Annotated in this window: 19 protein-coding genes and 1 tRNA gene; 9 read left to right on the top strand and 11 right to left on the bottom strand. The window is 71.6% G+C overall.

Annotated elements, in window-relative coordinates; all coding sequences use genetic code 11:
- Positions 1 to 8: 8 nt before the first annotated feature.
- Together ACFY0U_RS13555 and ACFY0U_RS13560 are read right to left on the bottom strand one after the other, a co-directional pair.
- Entirely contained in the window at positions 9 to 668 is a 660-nt protein-coding gene (locus ACFY0U_RS13555) for a response regulator (RefSeq protein ID WP_388634671.1), read from the bottom strand.
- Positions 641 to 1921: a sensor histidine kinase gene (locus tag ACFY0U_RS13560; RefSeq protein WP_388634673.1), complete on the bottom strand. Its 1281-nt coding sequence runs from the start codon at positions 1919 to 1921 to the stop codon at positions 641 to 643. Before ACFY0U_RS13560 ends, ACFY0U_RS13555 begins: the two co-directional genes overlap by 28 nt.
- A 176-nt stretch (positions 1922 to 2097) precedes the next feature.
- Here ACFY0U_RS13560 and ACFY0U_RS13565 point away from each other — a divergent pair, with 176 nt between their 5' ends.
- Both ACFY0U_RS13565 and ACFY0U_RS13570 read left to right on the top strand, forming a co-directional pair.
- Entirely contained in the window at positions 2098 to 2895 is a 798-nt protein-coding gene (locus ACFY0U_RS13565) for an ABC transporter ATP-binding protein (protein ID WP_388634675.1), read from the top strand.
- Positions 2889 to 5273, top strand: a complete 2385-nt coding sequence (locus ACFY0U_RS13570) for an ABC transporter permease (RefSeq protein WP_388634677.1) — start codon at positions 2889 to 2891, stop codon at positions 5271 to 5273. Before ACFY0U_RS13565 ends, ACFY0U_RS13570 begins: the two co-directional genes overlap by 7 nt.
- A 17-nt stretch (positions 5274 to 5290) precedes the next feature.
- Here ACFY0U_RS13570 and ACFY0U_RS13575 read toward each other — a convergent pair whose 3' ends face one another.
- Positions 5291 to 6025 (bottom strand): SDR family oxidoreductase, encoded by a 735-nt coding sequence (locus tag ACFY0U_RS13575; RefSeq protein ID WP_388634679.1) that lies wholly within the window; start codon positions 6023 to 6025, stop codon positions 5291 to 5293.
- A gap of 144 nt (positions 6026 to 6169) precedes the next feature.
- Between ACFY0U_RS13575 and ACFY0U_RS13580 the strand changes: the two genes are divergently transcribed.
- Entirely contained in the window at positions 6170 to 6994 is an 825-nt protein-coding gene (locus ACFY0U_RS13580) for a helix-turn-helix transcriptional regulator (RefSeq protein ID WP_388634681.1), read from the top strand.
- Positions 6995 to 7086: 92 nt separating this feature from the next.
- Here the strand turns inward: ACFY0U_RS13580 and ACFY0U_RS13585 are convergent.
- From ACFY0U_RS13585 to galU, 7 genes are all read right to left on the bottom strand, one after another.
- Positions 7087 to 7160: transfer RNA gene (locus tag ACFY0U_RS13585), tRNA-Ala, on the bottom strand.
- 204 nt (positions 7161 to 7364) lie between these two features.
- Complete coding sequence (gene glpR / locus ACFY0U_RS13590; protein WP_388634683.1) at positions 7365 to 8663, bottom strand: gephyrin-like molybdotransferase receptor GlpR; 1299 nt, start codon at positions 8661 to 8663, stop codon at positions 7365 to 7367.
- Between the two features lie 210 nt (positions 8664 to 8873).
- A complete protein-coding gene (locus ACFY0U_RS13595) occupies positions 8874 to 9542 on the bottom strand; it encodes a GNAT family N-acetyltransferase (protein WP_388635350.1) in 669 nt (222 codons plus the stop codon).
- Positions 9539 to 10045 carry a molybdenum cofactor biosynthesis protein B gene (locus ACFY0U_RS13600; RefSeq protein ID WP_388634685.1) on the bottom strand — a complete coding sequence of 169 codons (507 nt, stop codon included), beginning with the start codon at positions 10043 to 10045 and terminating at the stop codon, positions 9539 to 9541. The genes ACFY0U_RS13595 and ACFY0U_RS13600 overlap by 4 nt, the downstream gene beginning before the upstream one ends.
- Positions 10042 to 10521 (bottom strand): cyclic pyranopterin monophosphate synthase MoaC, encoded by a 480-nt coding sequence (moaC, locus tag ACFY0U_RS13605; RefSeq protein WP_353695155.1) that lies wholly within the window; start codon positions 10519 to 10521, stop codon positions 10042 to 10044. Before moaC ends, ACFY0U_RS13600 begins: the two co-directional genes overlap by 4 nt.
- Before the next feature lie 86 nt (positions 10522 to 10607).
- Positions 10608 to 11930: a gephyrin-like molybdotransferase Glp gene (glp, locus tag ACFY0U_RS13610; protein WP_388634687.1), complete on the bottom strand. Its 1323-nt coding sequence runs from the start codon at positions 11928 to 11930 to the stop codon at positions 10608 to 10610.
- A 5-nt stretch (positions 11931 to 11935) separates the two neighbouring features.
- A complete protein-coding gene (gene galU, locus ACFY0U_RS13615; protein WP_388634689.1) occupies positions 11936 to 12838 on the bottom strand; it encodes a UTP--glucose-1-phosphate uridylyltransferase GalU in 903 nt (300 codons plus the stop codon).
- A 132-nt stretch (positions 12839 to 12970) separates the two neighbouring features.
- On the opposite strand from galU, the gene ACFY0U_RS13620 reads away from it, so the two are divergent.
- Positions 12971 to 13555: a 5-formyltetrahydrofolate cyclo-ligase gene (locus ACFY0U_RS13620; RefSeq protein ID WP_388634691.1), complete on the top strand. Its 585-nt coding sequence runs from the start codon at positions 12971 to 12973 to the stop codon at positions 13553 to 13555.
- A gap of 118 nt (positions 13556 to 13673) precedes the next feature.
- Here the strand turns inward: ACFY0U_RS13620 and ACFY0U_RS13625 are convergent, their stop codons facing one another.
- The gene (locus ACFY0U_RS13625; protein WP_388634693.1) at positions 13674 to 16466 is read right to left on the bottom strand and encodes a penicillin acylase family protein; all 2793 of its coding nucleotides are present in this window, start codon (positions 16464 to 16466) and stop codon (positions 13674 to 13676) included.
- Between the two features lie 230 nt (positions 16467 to 16696).
- Between ACFY0U_RS13625 and ACFY0U_RS13630 the strand changes: the two genes are divergently transcribed.
- From ACFY0U_RS13630 to ACFY0U_RS13650, 5 genes are all read left to right on the top strand, one after another.
- A complete protein-coding gene (locus ACFY0U_RS13630; RefSeq protein ID WP_388634695.1) occupies positions 16697 to 18232 on the top strand; it encodes a potassium/proton antiporter in 1536 nt (511 codons plus the stop codon).
- Positions 18233 to 18633: 401 nt separating this feature from the next.
- A complete protein-coding gene (locus ACFY0U_RS13635; protein ID WP_388634697.1) occupies positions 18634 to 19896 on the top strand; it encodes an MFS transporter in 1263 nt (420 codons plus the stop codon).
- 67 nt (positions 19897 to 19963) lie between these two features.
- Entirely contained in the window at positions 19964 to 20269 is a 306-nt protein-coding gene (locus ACFY0U_RS13640) for an FmdB family zinc ribbon protein (RefSeq protein ID WP_388634699.1), read from the top strand.
- Between the two features lie 99 nt (positions 20270 to 20368).
- Positions 20369 to 21202 carry an S-methyl-5'-thioadenosine phosphorylase gene (locus ACFY0U_RS13645; protein ID WP_388634701.1) on the top strand — a complete coding sequence of 278 codons (834 nt, stop codon included), beginning with the start codon at positions 20369 to 20371 and terminating at the stop codon, positions 21200 to 21202.
- Between the two features lie 157 nt (positions 21203 to 21359).
- On the top strand, positions 21360 to 21905 hold the full coding sequence (locus ACFY0U_RS13650) for a hypothetical protein (RefSeq protein WP_388634703.1): 546 nt from the start codon (positions 21360 to 21362) through the stop codon (positions 21903 to 21905).
- Positions 21906 to 21945: the final 40 nt, after the last annotated feature.

Below are 21945 nucleotides of genomic sequence, written 5' to 3' on the forward strand. Positions count from 1 at the left end.
CGCGGGGATCAGCTCCTGAGGTACGCGAGCACCGCCAGCACCCGCCGGTGGGTGTCGTCCGCCGGCGGCAGGTCCAGCTTGGTGAGGATCGAGCCGATGTGCTTGCCGACGGCCGCGTCCGACACCACCAGCGCCTTGGCTATCGCGCCGTTCGACTTGCCCTCGGCCATCAGCGCCAGCACCTCCCGCTCGCGCGGGCTGAGCCGGGCGAGCGGATCCCGGCGGCGGCGCAGCAGTTGCCGTACGACCTCGGGGTCCACGACCGTGCCCCCGGCCGCCACCTCCCGCAGCGCGTCCACGAACTCCTCGACCTGGCCCACCCGGTCCTTGAGCAGATAGCCGACACCGGTCCCGTCGCCGGAGTCGAGGAGCTCGGCGGCGTACGCCCGCTGTACGTACTGGCTGAGCACCAGCACCGGCAGCCCGGGCCGCTCCTCGCGCAGTTTCACGGCCGCGTGCAGCCCCTCGTCCTGGAAGCCGGGCGGCATCCGGACGTCCGTGACGACCACGTCGGGTGTGTGCTCGGTGGCGGCCGCGAGGAGCGCGTCCGCGTCGCCGACGGCCGCGACCACGTCGTACCCGAACCGCGTGAGCAGCCCGACGAGTCCGTCGCGCAGCAGCACGCTGTCCTCGGCGAGGACTAGGCGCGGGGCTCGGTCGGCCGGCAAGGGATCTCCACTCGCAGCAGGGTCGGTCCACCCGGCGGGCTGGACAGGGAGAGTCTGCCATCGAGCACTGACACCCGGTCGGCGAGACCGGTGAGCCCGGTGCCGTTCGCGCTGGTGGCGCCGCCGTGTCCGTCGTCGCGGATGTGGAGCGTCAGCCGTCCGTCCTGGTGTCCGCCGCCGATGGTCACCCGGCTCGCCCCGCTGTGCTTGGCGGCGTTGGCGAGCGCCTCGCAGACCACGAAGTACGCGGCGGTCTCGACGGGTTGGGGCAGCCGCTCCGGGAGGTCCAGCTCCACGTCCACCGGGACCGCGCTCCGGTCGGCCGCGTCCGCGACGGCGGCTTCGAGGCCGTAGTCGGCGAGGACCTTGGGGTGGATGCCGTGGATGAGCTCGCGGAGCTCGGCGAGGACCTTCTCGGCCTCACCGTGCGCCTTGGCGAGCTGATCGGCGAGCGGACCACCGGGCGGGGCGTCCAGGCGGGCGAGGCCGAGCGTCATGGTGAGGGCGACGAGGCGCTGCTGGGCGCCGTCGTGCAGATCGCGCTCGATACGGCGCCGTTCCGCCTCGAAGGCGTCCACCAACCGGACACGGGAGCGCACGAGTTCGGTGACCCGCTCACTGTCCCCAAAGGCGCCCAGCAGCGCCTTCGCGACCTCGGCGCGGGCCCCGGCGCCCAACCCGAGCACGTACGCCCCCACCACCAGCAACGCCACCCCGGCCGCCGCGACCCCGAAGGCGGCCGGCCAGGTGTCGACCGTCCACAGCTTGACGACCTTCGCCTCGCCGTCGACGGCGACCAGCAACGGCGTGGCCAGCAGGAACAGCGGCACTCCGGCGGCGAAGGCCACGACGAGCGCGTCCAGCGGCCACAGCACGAGTCCGAGCAGCACGGCGTACGCCAACTCCCGCCAGGTGGCGGCCTCTGTGAGCCGCACGGTGAGCCACCTGGTGAGCCCGGGCGCGTCGGGCACCCGGTGCTCCGCGAGCGGCACCGGCCCCACCCCCGCCAGCCGCAGCCGCCACCGCTCGACGGCGGCCACCGGGATCCCGCACAGCGCGGTAAGCACAAGCAGCGGCAGCCCGACGAGTGCGACGGCCGTCGCGCCGCCCACGACGGCCCCCGCGACGATCACCACCAGCACGACCGCCCCGAACACCGCCCCGCTCGCCAGGAACGCGACCGCACGCCACGGCCATGCCGACCCGAGATATCCACGCCTGCTCAGCGCCTGCCACACCGTCATGGAGATCACGGTAGGAGGCGGGTACGGGCGGACGTAATCCGTCCGGACAGACATCCGGGGGTATGCCTGGCCCTACCCCAAGTCTCGGTCCTGCCGCACTGATTCGGGGGGTGCCGGCGCGGTTTCGTGGAGCTCGCTTCGACTTAATGAGGGCCGTCGGCCTTCTGCGGACTTGATGAGGGCAGATGACAGACCACGCGATCCGGCTGACCTCCGTCGTCCGGCGGTACGGCGAGGGCGACGGCGGTGTGACCGCGCTCGACGGTGTCTCGCTCGGCTTCGGACGGGGCACCTTCACCGCCGTCATGGGCCCGTCCGGCTCCGGCAAGTCGACGCTGTTGCAGTGCGCGGCCGGACTGGAGCGGCCGACGTCGGGCTCGGTGCGGATCGGCGGCACGGAACTGACCGGGCTGAGCGAACGACGGCTGACCCTGCTGCGCCGCGAACGCATCGGCTTCGTCTTCCAGTCGTACAACCTCCTGCCCTCCCTGACCGCCGAACAGAACGTCGTCCTGCCGCTGCGGCTGGCCGGTCGGCGCGTATCGAAGGCACGCGCGCGTGAGGCGTTGCGGCGGGTGGGGCTCGGCGAACGGACCCGGCACCGGCCGGCCCAGCTGTCCGGCGGCCAGCAGCAGCGCGTCGCCCTGGCCCGCGCGCTGATCACCCGCCCCGAAGTGCTGTTCGCGGACGAGCCGACGGGTGCGCTGGACTCCGCCACCGGGCGTGAGGTGCTGTCCCTGCTGCGCTCACTGGTCGACACCGAGGAGCGCACGATCGTGATGGTCACGCATGATCCGGTGGCCGCGTCGTACGCCGACCGCGTGGTCTTCCTGGTCGACGGGCGTGTGCACGGGGAGGTGGTGGGGGCGCCGGCGGGGGAGATCGCGGCGCGTATGACGGCGCTGGAGACGGGGGCGTCGGCGGCCGGTGAGACGGAGGCCGGTGCCTCGGAGGCTGGTGCTTCGGAGGCTCTCCCGTGCTGATGCTCGCCCTGCGTACCCTGCGCTCCCGTTGGACCGCCTTCATCGGCAGCTTTGTCGCGCTGTCCCTCGGGGTCGGCCTGATCGCCGTGATGGGCCTGGCCCTCGCCTCCTCCCTGGACGCCCCCGAGCGCGCGCCGGAACGCTTCGCCGCGGCCCCGGTCGTGGTGAAGGGCCAGGACACACTGCACGTACCGACCCCCATCGGCGACCGCACCCAGAGGCTGGCCCACCCGCGGTCGGTGCCGGCGGGAACGGTGGCGGCGCTGCGGAAGCTGGGCAAGGTCACGGAGGACCGCACGTTCGTCGTACGCGGCGACCTGGTGGGGCACCCATGGTCGACCGCGGCCTTCGCACCGTACGAACTGACCGCGGGCCGCGCGCCCCGCGCCGCGGACGAGGTCGTGGCCACGGACGGCGGGGCGACGGTGGGACAGCGCCTGCGCACGGGGCGCGGGGTGGTGCGCGTGGTCGGCACGGTGAGTGCGGTGGGCGCGCGGGGCTTCGAGAACGCGCTGTTCTACACGGATGCGCGGGCGGCCGCGCTGGCTCCGGTGAGTACGCAGCTCGTGGTGGAGGCGGACGCGTCGGCGGTACGGCGCGCGGTGGACGGCCGCGCGCGGGTGCTGACCGGCGACGAGCGCCGGCTCGCGGACGCCGATCCCGAGCGGGACGCCGAGGCGCTGACGACGCTGAACGCGCTGTTCGGCACGGCGGGTGGGGTGGCCGGGTTCGTGTCGGTGTTCGTCGTCGCGTCGACCTTCGCCTTCGCGGTGGCCCAGCGCCGCCGGGAGTTCGGCCTGCTGCGCACGGCGGGCGCGACGCCGGGCCAGATCCGGCGCGCGGTGCTGACGGAGGCGCTGCTCGTCGGCGGACCGGCGTCCGCCGCGGGCTGCGCGCTGGGGGCGTACGCCGCCCCGTGGCTGGCGGCGCGCGTGGTGGACGACGGTCTCGCACCGGCCTGGTTCGCGATCGGCGACCATGTGTGGCCGTACCATCTCGCCTTCTGGACCGGTCTTTCGGTGGCGCTGTGCGGGGCGGTGGCCGCGTCCTGGCGGGCGGGCCGGACCGCGCCGACCCAGGCACTGCGCGAGGCGGCGGTGGACGAACGCGCCCTGACGCGCGTCCGCCTGCTGTGCGGGGCGGCCCTGCTGATCACCGCCGCGGTCACCCTCGTTCTCGCGCTGCTGACGGACCCGGGCGACCTGCTGCACCGCAAGACGTACGTCAGCCGCCCGATGCTCCTGATCACGGCGACGGCCCTGCTGGCCCCCGCCCTGGTCCGCCCGCTGACCAGGATCCTCGCCCCGTGCGGCATGCTGGTCCGCTCGAACGCGGGAGCCGCTGTGCGCCGTACGGCCGCCGTCGCCGCCCCCGTCCTGATCACGGTGGCCCTGACGGGCTCGCTGCTGGGCGCCACGGCGACCCTGAACGAGGCGAGGGCGACGGAGGCGCGGGAGCGGACCGCTTCCGACTTCGTACTGACGTCACCGACCGGCTTCGCCCCGGACACGCTCCGCCGGCTGCGCGCGCTCCCGGGCACCGAGGTCTCGGCTACCGCGTCGAGCGCCGTGTACGTCCTGGAGGAGGGGGTCGCCCTCATCAAGTCCGAGGCGCGCGCGGCCGATCCGGGGGCGCTCGCGGCGACCGCGCGCCTCCCTCTGACGGCGGGCCACGTCACCGGCCTCGACGACGACTCGATCATCGTCAACGAGGAGTGGGCGCAGCACGACGTCGGCCGCCGGGTCACCGTCTGGCTCGGCGACGGCACCCGCAGGTCGCTGCGCATCGCCGCGGTGATGCCGGTCGGCACGGGCGACAACGGGGTGTACGTCACGCCGGCCAACGCGCGCGGGGCCGCTGTCGACCGGGTCGAGGTGAAGGGAGGGACGGCGGCGGGGCTACGAAGGGCCCTGGGAGCCACGGACGTCTCCGTCCTCACCCGCGACGAGTGGCTGCGCACCGCTTACCCGACAGCCACCTTCACGGACGCCGACGAGAAGACCCGCCTCGGCTTCCTCCTCGTCCTGGGCATCGCGCTGCTGTACTCGGGCATCTCCCTCGCCAACACCCTGCTCATGGCGACGTCCGACCGGAAGCGCGAGTTCGCGTCCCTGCGTCTGACGGGCGCCACGACCGGCCAGGTGCTGCGCCTCGTCGCCGCGGAAGCCCTGGTGGTGGTCGCCGTGGGCGCACTCCTCGGCCTCCTGGTGACGGCCCTCAATCTCGGCGGCATATGGGGCGCCCTCGACCTTCAGTCAGCGCGCTCCGCCATCCGCTTGCCCTGGCCCGAACTCGGCGCGGCCACGGGCGCGTGCGCGCTCCTCGCCGTCGTGTCGGCGGTGCTTCCGGCAGCACATGCCCTGCGCCGGCAGTCCTAGCCACGGCCGGGGCTCCGTCACTGGGCGCTCGCCGCCGGGCGCACCACGATCTCGTTGACGTCGACCTCCGCCGGCTGCGCGACGGCGTAGGCGATGGCCTCGGCGATGGCGGAAGCGGGCAGCGCCACCGCGCGGTAGGCCTTCATGGCCTCGCGAGCGGTGGGATCGGAGATGCTGTCGGCCAGCTCGGACTCGGTCACTCCCGGGGAGACGAGGGTGACCCGGACGTTCCCGGTGGACTCCTGGCGCAGTCCCTCGGAGATCGCGCGGACGGCGAACTTGGTGGCGCAATAGACGGCCGCGGTGGGAGAGACCTCGTACGCGCCCACGGAGGCGACGTTCACGAAGTGCCCGCCGCCCTGCGCACGCATCACCGGCAGGGCGGCGGCGATGCCGTGCAGGACTCCTCGCACGTTCACGTCGATCATCCGGTCCCACTCGTCGGTCTTGAGCGCCTCCAGCGGCGAGAGCGGCATCACGCCCGCGTTGTTGACCACCACGTCCACCCGGCCGTGGCGCTCGCGGGCGGCGGACACGAAGGCCCGGACGTCGGCGGCGTCCGTGACGTCCAGCCGCCGGAACTCCGCGGTACCGCCCGCCGCGGTGATCTCCTCGGTCAACGTCGCGAGACGATCGGTGCGGCGCGCGCCGAGGAGCAGACGGTGCCCGTCGGCGGCGAGCCGGCGGGCGGTCGCCTCCCCGATCCCGCTGCTCGCTCCGGTGACCACCACGACCTTGGCTGTATCGGTCATGCCTCTACTCCCTTTCATGGAGCGGGACCGGATCCGTCCCGCCCGACCGAGTCTGGGGAGGCCGCGGACCGCCTACCAGGACGTGTGCTGCCTGGGTGTGGTGCACCCAGGCAGCACACCCAGGCCGGGACCTAGCCTGAGGACATGACCGACAACCACCTGGGAGAGTTCCTCCGCGCGCGCAGGGCGGGGCTGCGGCCCCAGGACGTCGGCGTGGTCAGCCATGGCGTACGCCGGGTCAGTGGTCTGCGCCGTGAGGAGGTCGCCGTCCTGGCCGGAGTGAACGCGGACTACTACACGCGCCTGGAACAGGGGCGGGAACGGCACCCCTCGGCCCACGTACTCGACGCCCTCGGCCGCGCCCTGCGCCTGGACGCCGACGCCCACGCACATCTGCACCAGCTGGCCGGGACCGTACCCGGCAACCAGTTCACCCCCACCACGGACCGCGTCGGCCCAGCCCTGCGCCAACTGATGGACGGCTACCCGGGCGCCCCGGCGTTCGTCATCAACCGGACCCTGGACGTCCTGGCGGCCAACGCCCTGGCAGAGGCCCTGCACTCGCCCTTCGCGCCCGCGGACAACCTGGCCCGCATGGCCTTCCTGGACCCCGCGGGCCGTCGGTTCTACAGCCGGTGGAACCACACGGCCGAGGCCACGGTGGGTCATCTGCGCCAGGCGGCCGGCCTCGACCCGGACAACCCGCGCCTGCGGGACCTCGTCCGCGCCCTCACCGAGCACAGCCCGGACTTCACCCGCCTCTGGAACACCCACGCCGTCCAGGGCAAGACCCAGGACACCAAGCACTTCCTTCACCCGGCCGTCGGCGCTCTGTCCCTCACGTACCTGACCCTCGACGTCCGCGACGCCCCCGGCCAGCAACTGGTCGTCTACCAGGCCGAACCCGACAGCCCCAGCGCCCACGCCCTCACCCTGCTCGGCTCCCTCCACGCCACCACGATGTCCTGACGCGGGATCAGCCGACGCCCTTGCGGTACGTCACTGCCGTACGCATGGCAAGGGGCCCGTTCCTGATATCAGGAACGGGCCCCTATGCTGCGTGGACCTGTGGGGATTTGAACCCCAGACCCCCTCGATGCGAACGAGGTGCGCTACCAGACTGCGCCACAGGCCCTTGCAACGAGTGAAACCTTAGCACCCCGATCGGGGTGCTTGGAAATCCGTTCCCTGTCCCCGGCGACGCAACAGCCACAGGTGGGACGGGTGGCCGCGGCGGTGGGGCGTACCGGGCGCCCGAGGAGGCGCCTGGGTCGAGCTGAGCGCTGGGGAGTGAGCGCCCGAGGCGGCGGGAGGGCGCGGCCGCGTGCGGCCGCCGCGCCTACTCGTTGGCCGCGCGCGGCCGCTCGCCGTCCTCGTACTGATCGAAGAGGGGCGTACGTCCCCGCTCGCGCGCCCGTCGCGCGGACGCGGCCCGGCGGGCATCACTGCGCCCGCCCTCCTCCGTCTTGTCCTCGGCGTGAGACGGCTCCCCCGCCTCGGCGTCCTCCGCCGCACCGCCCTGGCCGGCACCGGACTCGGCACCGGCGCCACGCGCCTCCCGCTCCCCGCGCTCCCCGGCGACCGAGCTGGACCGCGCCGAACTCCACGCGTCCGGCGCGCCGAGGTCCACGTCCGACGTGGCCCGTGGAGCGACCGGCGCCGTCACATACGTCGGAAGAGGAACCGGCACCGGCTCCCAGCTGTCCCCGTGCCCCGGCCTGCGCTGCCGCTCGCGCTGCTGGTCGACCCACTCCGCGTGGTCGGTCTGCTCGACGAGGGCGCGCCGGTCGGCGGCGAGCGCCGACAGCCCGGGGTCCTGCCCCGGCTCTGGTCCTTCGTCCGGTTCGTCCGCGTCGATCACTTCGGCCGCCGGGCGCCGGCGCGGCTGGCGCGCGCGCTCCTTCAGTCGCTGCGCCGCCGCCTCGGCCCGCTGCCGGTCCATCTGGTAGGCGAAGCGACGGCGCTCCTGGGAGCGCAGGTAGGCGATGTACCCGCTGAGCAGCACGGCGGGTACGCCGGGCGCCCACAGGAACGCGAGCCCCCCGACGGCCGCGACGATCGCGCCGAGCGTGAAGGCGATGAAGAGCACCACGGTGGTGCGCCTCCGGCGTGCGAGTGCCTTCGTGCGCCGGGCGCGCGCCGCGGCGGCTTCTGCTGCGGGCGTGCGCCGGGCCGCTGGCACCTGCTTGCGCGCCGGAGCGGATCCGGATGCGGGCGCCGAGGCGGAGACGGATGCCGGGGCGGGCGCGGCCGAGGCGTGCGCGGCCGGGTCGGCCGCCCTCTCGCGCGCCGGTTCACGTGCCGCTTCCCTGCGCGCCGGCGCCTGCGCCTCCGCACGCACGTCCGCGCGCACTTGCGGGCGCGTCGGAGGCATGGCAAAGGCCCGGACGTCCACCGAGTCGGTGACGGCATCCGGATCGACGGCGCTGGGCTCCCCCTCCTCGGTGGAGCGCGCCCGCAGGTCCTTGGCGTACCGGCGCTCCATCCCCGCCCGTCCGGACAGCAGCCGGATGGCGGTGCTGAAGCGTTCCGTCGGACGGGCCTCGTTCAGCTCGTCCTGCCTACGGAGCCACATCGGCACCAAGTAGGCGGCCCAGGCCCCGACAATGACTGCGTAGATGAGGCCGCTGCTGCTCACGCCTCACACGGTAGAGGGATTCGCGTGAGGCCATCCGCCAATTGGGCCGGTGTGTCGCACGATCTGGCTGATATTTCGAGCTTTTTTTGTGACCGATGCGATCAGCAGGCCGCCGAAGCCGCGAATTTAATGCCCGGAGACGATCGCCACCCGATCATTTTCGAACATTTATTCAATTCTCCGAGTCGCATCCCGAGGCCTCTTCCCTGGCTACGCGGGATTCCCCGGCGTGTTCTGCGGGTTCCGGGGCGTGTTCTGCGACGCCTTCTGTGAGCGTGCCCGCCGCCACCGCCCGAGCAACCCTTCCGGTACCTCTTCCGCGGTGAGCGCGAAGACGAGATGGTCGCGCCAGGCCCCGTCGATGTGGAGATAACGGGGCCGCAGCCCCTCCTCACGGAATCCGAGTTTCTCCACGACCCGACGGCTGGGCCCGTTCTCCGGGCGAATACAGACCTCGATGCGGTGCAGTCCGACGGTCCGGAAACAGTGGTCCACGACGAGCGCCACGGCCGTCGGCATCACTCCACGGCCGGCCACCGACTCGTCCACCCAGTAGCCGACGTGCCCCGAACACATCGAGCCCCAGGTGATCCCGGCGACGGTCAACTGCCCGACGAGCCGTCCCTGGTACTCGATGACGAACGGCAGCATCCGGCCCGCGTTCGCCTCGGACCGCAGGTGGCGCACCATCTGCCGGTACGTCGGCCGGTGCGCGATCGGCCCGCTGGGCGTGGGCGGCGGAATGGTCGCCTCCCAGGGGCGCAGCCAGTCGCGGTTGCGCCGGTTGACCTCGCGCCACGCCCGCTGGTCGCGCACCTTTATGGGCCGGAGGACGACATCGCCGTCCGCCAGTACGACGGGCCAGGATGGGCTGTTCAGCTCGCACCCCCACTGCCGGCCCCGGGTCTGGGGTGGTCGCCTCCGCGGATCTGGTCGACGGCGTGGACCAACAAGGGCTCCAGGACGGCGAGTCCGTCCTTCACTCCGCCGGTGGAACCCGGCAGGTTGACGATCAGGGTCCGTCCCGCCACTCCGGCCAGGCCCCGCGAGAGCGCGGCGGCCGGCACCTTCTCCCGTCCGAACGCCCTGATGGCCTCGGCGATGCCGGGCACCTCGTGGTCGATCACCGCGCGGGTCGCCTCGGGGGTGCGGTCGGTGGGCGAGATGCCGGTGCCGCCGGTGGTGACGACGACGTCGTATCCGGCGTCGACGGCGGCGCGCAGGGCCGCCTTGACCGGGTCCCCGTCGGGCACGACCTGCGGCCCGTCGACGTCGAAGCCGAAGCCTTTCAGACCAGCGGCGATCAACGGACCGCCCTTGTCCTCGTAGACCCCGGCGGCGGCCCGGTTGGAGGCGGTGACCACAAGAGCGCGATACGTCATGCCCGGCTCCAGTCGCCCGACTTGCCGCCCGTCTTCTCCTCCACCCGTACGTCCGTGATGACCGCTCCCTTGTCGACCGCCTTGACCATGTCGATCACGGTGAGCGCGGCGACGGAGACCGCGGTGAGGGCCTCCATCTCGACGCCCGTGCGGTCCGTCGTCCTGACGGTGGCGAGGATCTCCACGGCGTCGTCCGCGACCGACAGATCCAGTTTCACACCCGAGACCGACAACGGGTGGCACAGCGGGATCAGGTCCGGGGTGCGTTTGGCGCCCATGATGCCCGCGATCCGCGCGGTGGCGAGGGCGTCGCCCTTGGGGACGCCCTCGCCGCGCAGCAGCTCGATCACCCGGGGCGAGACGAGGACCCGGCCGCTGGCGCGGGCGGTGCGCGCGGTGACGTCCTTGTCGGATACGTCGACCATGCGGGCGGCGCCCGCCTCGTCGATGTGGGTCAGTCGGTCCTGCGTACTCATGCTGTGCGGCGCTCCCGGGTCCCGGCCCTTCGCGGTGCGGCGCGCGGGCCTGTTGTGCGCGACACGGTACCGCCAACCAGGAGCACTCAGCCGAGCAGGACCACCTCGATCTCGGTGCCGGGCTCGACGGACTCCACGTCCTCCGGGACGACGATCAGCGCGTCCGCGTGCGCCAAGGCCGCCACCAGGTGCGAACCGGCGCCGCCGACCGGGGTCACCGTGCCGTCGGAGTAGGCCCCGCGCAGGAACTGCCTGCGCCCCTTCGGCGAGGTCAGCGCCTTGTCGGCGGTCAGCTTCGCGGTCACGCGCGGCCGGTGCACGTCCTCCAGGCCCATGAGAGCTCGGATCGCGGGACGGACGAACAGCTCGAAGGAGACGTACGACGACACAGGGTTGCCCGGCAGCGCGAGGAGCGGCGTGTGGTCGGGGCCGATGGAGCCGAAGCCCTGGGGCTTGCCGGGCTGCATGGCGAGCTTGCGGAAGTCGATGCCGCTGCCGGCCTCGTCCTCGTCACCGACGGACGACAGCGCCTCCTTGACGACGTCGTACGCCCCCACGCTCACACCGCCCGTCGTGACCATGAGGTCGGCGCGGACGAGCTGGTCCTCGATGGTGTTGCGGAGGGTCTCGGCGTCGTCGGCGACGGCGCCGACGCGGTAGGCGATGGCGCCGGCGTCGCGGGCGGCGGCGGTGAGGGCGAAGCTGTTGGAGTCGTAGATCTGGCCGTGGCCCAGTTGTTCGTCGGGCTGGATGAGCTCGCTGCCGGTGGACATGACGACCACGCGGGGGCGCGGGCGCACGCGTACGGTGCCGCGGCCGATCGCGGCGAGCAGGGCGATCTGCGGCGGACCGAGGACGGTGCCGGCCTCGAGGGCACGGTCGCCGGCCTTCACATCGCTGCCCTTCGCGCGTACGTGCGCGCGTGCCTCGGCCGGCCGGTACACGTGCACGTGCCCCTCGGCGCCCTCGGGAGCCAGCGCGCGGGCGCGCATCCCGGTCGCGGGCCCCTCGCCGAGGCCCCCGTCGGTCCATTCCACCGGTACGACGGTCTCAGCGCCGGGCGGCATGGGGGCGCCGGTCATGATGCGGGCGGCCTGGCCGGGGCCCACGTGGAGCAGCTCGGCCTGGCCCGCCGCGACATCCCCGACGACGTCCAGGACGGCGGGGAACTCCTCGCTCGCGCCCGCGACATCCGCGACCCGCACCGCGTACCCGTCCATGGAGCTGTTGTCGAACGGCGGCAGCGAGACCGGCACCGTGACGTCCTCGACCAGGACACAGCCCTGGGCGTCGAGGAGTTGCAGCTCGATGGGTTCGAGGGGGCGGACGGTCGCGAGGATGTCCTCCAGGTGTTCGTCCACCGACCAGAGGTGGTCCTGGCCGGTGGTGCGGGGCGCGGCGCTGCTCAACGTTGCTACATCTCCTCGGCTACGTAACTGCGAAGCCAGGTCCGGAAGTCCGGGCCCAGGTCTTCACGTTCGCACGCGAGTCTGACAATGGCACGCAGATAGTCACCACGGTCGCCGGTGTCATAGCGGCGGCCCTTGAAGACGACGCCGTGCACCGGGCCGCCGACCTTCTCGTCCGCCGCGAGCTGCTGGAGGGCGTCGGTGAGCTGGATCTCGCCGCCGCGGCCGGGCTCGGTCTTGCGCAGTATGTCGAAGATGTGCGGGTCGAGGACGTAGCGGCCGATGATCGCGTAGTTGGACGGGGCGTCGGCCGCGGACGGCTTCTCGACGAGGTCGTGCACCTTGACGACGTCGCCGTCATCGGTGGCGTCGACAGCGGCGCATCCGTAGAGGTGGATCTGCTCGGGCTCGACCTCCATGAGCGCGATGACGCTGCCGCCGTGGCGCTCCTGGACCTCGACCATCCGCTTGAGCAGCGGGTCGCGCGGGTCGATCAGGTCGTCGCCGAGGAGGACGGCGAAGGGCTCGTGACCCACGTGCGGCGCCGCGCACAGGACGGCGTGACCGAGACCCTTGGGGTCGCCCTGGCGGACGTAGTGCATGGTGGCGAGGTCGCTGGACTCCTGCACCTTCGCGAGCCGGCTCGCGTCACCCTTCTTCTGAAGGGCCGATTCCAGCTCGTAGTTGCGGTCGAAGTGGTCCTCGAGAGGCCGCTTGTTGCGGCCCGTGATCATGAGGACGTCGTCGAGGCCCGCGGAGACGGCCTCCTCGACCACGTACTGGATCGCCGGCTTGTCGACGACCGGCAGCATCTCCTTGGGAGTGGCCTTGGTGGCCGGCAGGAACCGGGTGCCGAGACCTGCTGCGGGGATGACAGCCTTGCTGATCCGAGGGTGAGACTGAGTCATGCCCGCAACCTTATCCGGTGCCTTTGCAGGGAATCTGAGGCTCCGGTTAATTAGCTCTGATATGAGCGTATTAGAAGGGTACGGGAGCGACCTTTGAGTCACATCGGACGTCCTGGAGAGCCTGACAAGCGAATGTTGCGGCGAGAGTTCCTCGCGGTGAGGAACAGGTTGACGGCCGATGACGTGCGAGAAGCCGCGACCGCGCTGGCCGGACAGGCGCTCGGGCTGCCCGAGCTGGCGCGGGCGCGCACGGTGGCGGCGTACGTCTCGGTGGGGAGCGAACCCGGCACGCTCGCGCTCCTGGACGCGCTGCGCGCGCGGGGCGTGCGCGTCCTGCTCCCGGCGCTCCTGCCCGACAACGATCTGGACTGGGGCGCGTACACCGGAGCGGGCTCCCTCGCGCGCGTCCAACACGGCGGCAAGATGGCCCTCTTCGAGCCGTCCGGGGAGCGGCTGGGCCCGGACGCCGTGACCGGCGCCGACGTCGTGCTGCTGCCCGGTCTGGCGGTCGACGCGCGCGGGATGCGGCTGGGGCGCGGCGGAGGGTCGTACGACCGGGTGCTCGCGCGCCTGGACCGCGTGGGCGCACACCCCGCGCTGGTCGTGCTGCTCTACGACTCCGAGATCGTCGAGCGTGTACCGGAGGAGGCGCACGACCAGGCGGTGCACGCGGTGGTGACGCCGTCGGGCGTGCGCCGCTTCCGGGACGACGCGTGAGCCGCGGCACGTGAGCGGCGGCTCCTGAACACTCGGCGGGTGCACAGCGCCCCTCGGCATGCGAACGGGCCCTCCACGCGCGCGTGGAGGGCCCGTTCGACGGTTCGCCGTCAGTGGCTCACGGTTTCAGCACGAGTGTGTCGCTCGTGCTCTTGTCGACCGCGTCCTTCGAGAAGGACCAGTCCAGCAGCTCGCCCTTGACCCACTTGCTGGTCTGGTCGGTGTAGTGGGCGCTGTAGGCGTGCCCGGAGGCGCCGGTGAGGTTGATCCACTTCGACTTGTCGAGGTCGGCGAGGTTGACCACCATCCGCATCGACGGCACCCAGATGACGCCGTAGCCGCCGGCGGCGTTCCAGCCGGTCGCGTTGACGGTGGCCTCGCCGCCGCTGAGCTTCCAGGGGCCGCGGTTGAGGACGTACTTCACGATGCCGGGGCCGTCGGTGCCGAGCGTCTGGTTCTTCAGGAACAGGCGGTGCAGCCGGCCCCAGCTCCAGGTGTCGATGTCCTTGCCGAGCTTGGCGGTCAGTTCCCAGCGGGCGTCGATCATGGCGCGCTTGAACAGCTGGTCGCGGTTCTCCGCCTTGGGGCGGTCGCCCACACCGGCGGGCGTCTTCCACCAGTCGCTCTTCTCGTCGTCCATGAGGTTGCGCACGACCTCGAACCAGCGGTCGCCGCCGTCCGGCTGCGCCTGGTCGGCGTCGCGCTGGCCGCACTCGCGGACCTTCTCCGTCTCGTCGGCGGGGCCGGTGGTGTTGACGGGGTCGACCCACAGGCACTGGCCCTTGACCCGCAGTTCCTTGGGCAGCTTGTTGCCGAAGGCGAGCTTGAGGATGTTGCGCCAGACCGAGTTGAAGTAGGCGGCGGCCGCCGAGTCGGCGTCCTGGGTGTAGTCCCAGCCCTCCAGCAGCTTCTGCGCCTCGCGGACGTCCTCGTCCTCGATGTCGATCTTCAGCAGCTGGGGCACGAGCAGCTTGGCGATCTCGCTGCTGTTGTCCAGCTGCATCTGGCGCATGTCGTCGGTGGAGACCTTGCCGCCGTCGTCGATCTTCGACTTGATCAGGTCGGTGATGCGCTGGCTGCGGGCGCCGTATCCCCAGTCGGTGGTGAGCGTGTAGGGGTACTTGTTCTTGTCGATCACGGCCTGGTTGGCGGTGACGATGTACCCGCGCGCGGGGTCGTACTCGTAGGGGAGCTGGTCCTGCGGGATGTAGCCGGTCCAGCGGTACTTGGAGTCCCAGCCGGGCTGCGGGATCGAGCCGTCGACGCCCTGCGCGCGCGTGGGGATCTTGCCGGGGAGGGTGTAGCCGATGTGGTTCTTGGTGTCGGCGTAGACCAGGTTCTGCGACGGCACGTCGAAGAGGGCCGCGGCCGCGCGGAAGTCGTTCCAGTCCGCCGCCTTGTCCATCGCGAACACGGCGTCCATGGAGGTGCCCGGGTCCAGGGCGGTCCAGCGCAGGGAGATGCCGTAGCCGTCGCCGCGGTCGGGGGCGGCGGCGTCGACGGTGGCCTTCTTGCCGACCTTGACCAGTTCGTCGTCGCGGTCGGACAGCAGCGGGCCGTTGTTGGTCTCGCGGACGACGATCGTCTTGGACTCGCCGCCGGCGACCTTGATGGTCTCCTCGCGCGTGGTGAAGGGCTTCACCTTGTCGTCGTACAGGTAGCCGTCGCTGCTGAGCTTCTCCAGATAGAGGTCGGTGACGTCGACCCCGGAGTTGGTCATGCCCCAGGAGATGTCCTGGTTGTGACCGATGACCACGCCGGGCATGCCCGCGAAGGTGTAGCCGGAGACGTCGTACTGGCACTTGCTGGAGACGGTGCGGCAGTGCAGGCCCATCTGGTACCAGACGGACGGCAGCGAGGCCGACAGGTGCGGATCGTTGGCCAGCAGCGGCTTGCCGGTGATGGTGTGCGAGCCCCCGACGACCCAGGAGTTCGAGCCGATGCCGTTGCCGTTCACGCCGACGGCGGCGGGAAGGTCCTCCAGGACTCCGTAGAGGCCCGAGAGCTGGCTCTGGAGGCCTGTGGCGTCCGAGGCGGACGCGGTGCCCGTGGTGCCGCCGGCGCCCGCCGTGGAGGTGCCCGTACCCGTGCCGGTGCCGGTGCCGGTGCCCGAGGTGCTGCCGCCCTGCTCGAACGTCTTGGTCAGCTCGTCGTACTGGCCCTCCTGGACGATCGCCTTGTTGCGGCTGTACGGGTAGTCCGGGTACAGGTCCTCGATCTGCTTGGGGCCGAGGCGGCTGGTGAGCAGGGCACGGTCGATCTCGTCCTGCATGTTGCCGCGCAGGTCCCAGGCCATCGCCTTCAGCCAGGACACCGAGTCGACCGGGGTCCACTGCTCGGGCTTGTAGTCGTTGGCGAAGCCCAGGGCCGCGTACTCGAGGGAGATCTCCTCGCCGTCCTTGCCCTGCAGGTAGGCGTTGACTCCCTTGGCGTATGCCTGGAGGTACTTCTTGGTGGAGGCCGACAGCTTGGTGTCGTACTCCTTCTTCGCGACCCGGTCCCAGCCGAGCGTGCGCAGGAACTCGTCGTTCTTGACCTGGCCCTTGCCGAACATCTCCGACAGGCGCCCGGAGGTCATGTGGCGGCGCACGTCCATCTCGTAGAACCGGTCCTGCGCCTGGACGTAGCCCTGCGCCATGAACAGGTCCTCGTCCGAGGAGGCGTAGATCTGCGGGATGCCGTAGCCGTCGCGCTGCACGTCGACCGGTCCGGACAGGCCCTCGAGCGTGATCGAACCCTTGGTCTGCGGGAAGGAGGCACGGACGGTGCTGATGGACCAGTACGCCCCGTAGGCGACGCCCCCGATGATGGCCAGCACCAGGACAAGGACGATCAGACGGGCTTTGCGCCCCTTTTTCCTGCCGGACTTGCCGGGCTTCTGACCCGATGAGGCGGTGGTGTTGGGGGGCATCGCTGTCCTTGCTGTCCTAACGCGAGCGGCAGGCGGTCCTGGAGTGCTGGAGCAACCATAGGCGCAGGGCCCGACGCCACTTGACGCGGAGTCGGGTACCAGCGCGGACGGACGTTCGATCTTGCCTCAGGAGTGTCAAGAAATCGTCAAGAGTTAGGTAAGGTAACGAAGTACTTGGGTGCGGAGGACCGCCTCTTCGTGTCCTATGTACGTGAGCCCACGCGCGCGTGATGCCCGTGAGCCAGGGAAGGGAACAGCCGCTGACCGTCCACGACCTCAACCAGCTTCTGCTCGTCTGCTCGCTCGTCCTCTTGGTCGCCGTCGCAGCGGTCCGGATCTCCTCGCGCAGCGGGCTCCCCAGCCTGCTCGTGTATCTGGGCATCGGCGTCGCCATGGGCCAGGACGGCGTCGGCGACATCCACTTCAACAACGCCGAGCTGACCCAGGTCATCGGATACGCGGCCCTGGTCGTGATCCTGGCCGAGGGCGGACTGGGCACGAAGTGGAAGGAGATCAAGCCGGCGCTGCCGTCCGCGACCGCGCTGGCGCTGGTCGGGGTCGCGGTGAGCGTGGGGGTCACGGCGACGGCCGCGCACTATCTCATCGGGCTGGATTGGCGTCAGGCGCTCATCATCGGGGCGGTCGTGTCCTCCACGGACGCGGCGGCGGTCTTCTCCGTGCTGCGCAAGATCCCCCTCCCCGCGCGCGTGACGGGCACGCTGGAAGCCGAGTCCGGTTTCAACGACGCCCCCGTGGTCATCCTGGTCGTCGCCTTCTCCACGGCGGGCCCGGTCGAGCACTGGTACGTACTCCTCGGCGAGATAACCCTGGAACTGGCCATCGGCGCCGCCATAGGCATCGCGGTCGGCTGGCTGGGCTCCTGGGGCCTGAGGCACGTGGCGCTGCCCGCCTCCGGCCTCTACCCGATCGCCGTCATGGCGATCGCCGTGACGGCGTACGCGGCCGGCGCGCTGGCGCACGGCAGCGGCTTCCTCGCCGTCTACCTCGCCTCCATGGTGCTGGGCAACGCCAAGCTGCCGCACTGGCCGGCCACACGCGGTTTCGCCGAGGGGCTCGGCTGGATCGCCCAGATCGGCATGTTCGTCCTGCTCGGCCTGCTGGTCACCCCGCACGAGCTGGGCGACGACGTGTGGCCCGCCCTCGTCATCGGCCTGGTGCTGACCATGGTCGCGCGCCCCCTGAGCGTCGTGCTGTGCCTCACGCCGTTCCGGGTGCCATGGCAGGAGCAGACCCTCATGTCCTGGGCCGGGCTGCGCGGCGCCGTACCCATCATCCTGGCGACGATCCCCATGGTGAACGGCGTCGACGGCAGCCGCCGCATCTTCAACATCGTCTTCGTCCTGGTCGTCGTCTACACCCTGGTCCAAGGTCCGACGCTGCCCTGGCTCGCCCGCCAGCTGCGGCTGGGCGGGGACGCGGAGGCCGCCGACCTCGGCATCGAGTCGGCGCCCCTGGAGCGGCTGCGCGGGCACCTGCTGTCCGTCGCGATCCCCGACGGCTCGAAGATGCACGGCGTCGAGGTCAACGAGCTGCGGCTGCCGGCCGGGGCCGCCGTCACCCTTGTCGTCCGCGATGGAAAATCGTTCGTTCCGCTGCCCACCACGGTGCTGCGGCGCGGGGACGAGCTGCTGGTGGTCGCCACGGATCCCGTGCGGGACGCGGCGGAGCGGCGGCTGCGTGCGGTGGGGCACGGCGGAAAGCTGGCCGGGTGGCTGGGCACGAACGGGGAGACGCCGCGGCACTGACGGGGGTGGCGTGACCGCGAGGGTGGGGGCGCGGGTGCGCCCGGCGGCGTGTGCCCTGGGGGCGCGCACGGCTTGCGTGGGGGCGCGCGATCTCGATGTGCGCCGCGCGCTCCAGGGCCCCTGTGTCGTTAAGGGCGCGTTTCGTACGGTTCACACCCGCGACAATCGCAGGTGAACGAGGCTCATGGTGCTCGTTTTCACAGGCGCATCAGACGTTGCTCCCTGTACGATGAAGGCGCATTCTGATCGAACCAACTCTGCCTGACGCATTGCTGGCGCGACCGTATGGCGGCCGAGACGCCCCTCCGCAGTGGGCCCGGTATCTACCGCAGTGCGCGCAAGAGGACAGCTCTCGGCGCCCCCGCACAGGCGCGCTACCAGGCGGCAGAAAGGCACGGGCCGTGGCATCCACGGTCACCGCACGCCCGGGATACGGGCGGCTGCTGCGCACGCGCGGCGCCTGGACGTTCCTGCTCCCCGGCTTCGCGGCGCGTCAGCCGTTCGCGATGCTGACGATCTCCATCGTGCTGCTCGTGCAGCACACCACCGGCTCGTACGGCGCCGCGGGCGCCGCCGCGGCCGTCACCGGCGTCTCCATGGCGCTGTTCGCGCCCTATAGCGGGCGCCTCGCCGACCGCTACGGGCAGCGCGCCGTGCTGATCCCCGGCGTGCTCGTGCACACGGTGTCAGGTCTGACGCTGACGGCGCTCGCGCTTTCGCACGCCCCGCTGTGGGCGCTGTTCGCGGCGGCCGTCCCCACCGGCGCCTCGGTGCCTCAGGTCGGTCCGATGGTGCGCGCCCGCTGGGGCGTGAAGCTCCAGGGCTCGCCCCTCATGACCACCGCGGCGGCGTTCGAGTCCGTCACGGACGAGCTGACCTTCGTCTTCGGCCCGCTGCTGGCCACCGCGCTGTGCACCGCCGTCGACCCGGCCGCGGGCCTGCTGACGGAGTCGGCGCTGACCCTGCTCGGCGGTCTGCTGTTCGCCGCACAGAAGAGCACGCAGCCGCTGGTCACCCTCGACAAGCACGCGCGCGTGGAGCACGGTTCCGCGCTGCGTGTGCCCGGCGTGCGTGTGCTGATCGTGACGTTCCTGGGCATCGGCTCCGTCTTCGGCGGTATGCAGGTCTCGCTGGCCGCGTTCACCGAGTCGATCGGCGAGCCCGGTCTGAACGGTGTCCTGTACGGCGTCTTCGCCGCGGGCAACATGCTCTCCGGGATCGTCTGCGGTGCCATCGCGTGGAAGGCGGCTCCGCAGCGGCGCCTCGTGGTCGGATACGGCGCGCTCGCGCTGGTGGCCTCCGGATTGTGGGCCGCGCACTCGGTGCTCGCGCTGGCCGGGCTGGGTCTGCTGGTCGGCATGTGCATCGCGCCCGCGCTGATCACCGGTTACACGCTGGTCGAGAGCCTGGTGCCGGCCGGCGCCCGTACCGAGGCCTTCACCTGGCTGACCGGCGCGGTGGCGCTCGGCCAGGCGGCCGCCGTCACGGCCGCAGGACAGCTGGAGGACCGCTTCTGGAACGGTGCGGGTTTCCTCGTCCCGATGGTCGGCACACTGCTCGCCCTGGCGACCTTGCTGGCCCTGCGGTCACGCCTGACGACGCGCCCCCGGACCCGGACCGTCGCACGTGGCGTCGGTCACCGCGTGCCGGTGACGGTGGACTGATCCTCGGGAATACGTCACTATGGACCCTCGTTAGCACTCAATGAGTGAGAGTGCCAGGAGGAAGACAGTGCCGACCTACCAGTACCAGTGCACCGAGTGCGGCGAGGGCCTCGAGGCGGTGCAGAAGTTCACCGACGACGCCCTGACCGAGTGCCCCAACTGCCAGGGCCGCCTCAAGAAGGTGTTCTCCGCAGTCGGCATCGTCTTCAAGGGCTCCGGCTTCTACCGCAACGACAGCCGCGGCTCCTCGTCGAGCAGCTCGCCGGCGTCGTCGAAGCCGTCCACCTCCTCTTCGTCCACCTCGACGTCGTCGTCCTCGGACTCGAAGTCGTCGAGCACCGGCACCTCCTCCAGCAGCACCTCCGCCGCTTAAAGACACACTCACGGGACCCTGTCGTCGTACGACGACGGGGTCCTCGGTGTTTCCGGAGCCCGTCTCTGCCCGCCCCTGCGTCCAGCTAGTGTGCGGGGCATGGCGAACGCAGAGATCGGCGTAATCGGCGGCTCGGGCTTCTACTCGTTCCTCGACGACGTGACCGAGATCCAGGTGGACACCCCGTACGGGCCGCCCAGTGACTCCCTGTTCCTCGGTGAGATAGCGGGCCGTCGGGTCGCCTTCCTGCCCCGGCACGGACGCGGCCATCATCTGCCGCCGCACCGGATCAACTACCGCGCCAACCTGTGGGCGCTGCGGTCCGTCGGGGCGCGCCAGGTCCTCGGTCCGTGCGCGGTGGGCGGTCTGCGCCCCGAGTACGGGCCGGGCACGCTGCTCGTGCCGGACCAGCTGGTCGACCGTACGAAGTCCCGCGCGGGAACGTACTTCGACGGGCTGCCGCTGCCGGGCGGCGGCGTGCCCAACGTGGTGCACGTGTCGCTGGCCGACCCCTACTGCCCCGTCGGGCGGGCGGCCGCGCTGAAGGCCGCGCACGGCCGGGACTGGGAGGCGGTGGACGGCGGGACCCTGGTCGTGATCGAGGGGCCGCGCTTCTCGACGCGTGCCGAATCGTTGTGGCACCGGGCGCAGGGCTGGTCCGTGGTGGGTATGACCGGCCACCCCGAGGCGGCGCTCGCCCGTGAACTCGAGCTCTGCTACACGTCGTTGACCCTGGTCACGGACCTGGACGCGGGCGCCGAGACCGGCGAGGGCGTCTCGCACGACGAGGTGCTGCGGGTGTTCGCGGCGAATGTGGACCGGCTGCGGGGCGTGCTGTTCGACGCGGTGGCCGCGCTGCCGGCGACCGAGGAGCGGGACTGCCTGTGCACAACGGCGCTGGGCGGCATGGACCCCGGGTTCGAACTGCCGTGACGCTGTGGAGAACAGCACCCCTGCACGGGCGGAACTGCTCGTTCGGGTGAGGGAGTTGTCCACAACCGGTCGGTGATCCACCTGTCTCGGCGGGCGGCGCCGCGAGGCCTCATCGTGGCCTTGCAAGCCGATCCCTCGTGACAGGTGGTGGTTCCCCGTGTCCTTCGCTCCGTCCCCTCCCCCCTTCTCTCCCGTTGCTCCGCGCCCGCCGGGCACCGACGCTCCCGCCACGTGCGAGGTGCCGCACTTCGCTCCCGTGCGGGTACGCGGCGGGCGGTATCAACTGGCCCGGCTCGTACGGAGTCGCCGACGGGCCGTGGCTGCGGGCCTGGCCGTCACCGCGGCCGCGCTGGTGGCCGTCGGTCCGGGCGATGCCGACGGGGCGCGCGGGCATCCCGTGGTCGAGCCGGTGCGGGAGCGTCGCGCCGTGGAGATGGTGACGGCGCCGGTGCGGATCGCCGACGGGGCCACGGTCCTGCTGTTGCGGCCCGGTGATCGGGTCGACGTGATCGCCGCCGAGACGACGGCGACGGGTGGCGACGCCCAGGTCGTCGCGCGCGGGGCGCGGGTGAAGAAGGTGCCGGAGCCTTTGGAGGGTGCCGCGGAGAGCGGTGCGCTGGTCGTGCTCTCGGTGCCGCGTTCGATCGCGGCGCGTCTCGCGGGCGCGAGCGCGACGGCACGTCTGGCGGTGACGCTGTGCTGAGCCGTCTGGTTCGCCTGGTGCGCGGATTTCTGTCAAGTCC

It is taken from the genome of Streptomyces sp. NPDC001536 (assembly GCF_042894505.1).
GTDB lineage: Bacteria > Actinomycetota > Actinomycetes > Streptomycetales > Streptomycetaceae > Streptomyces.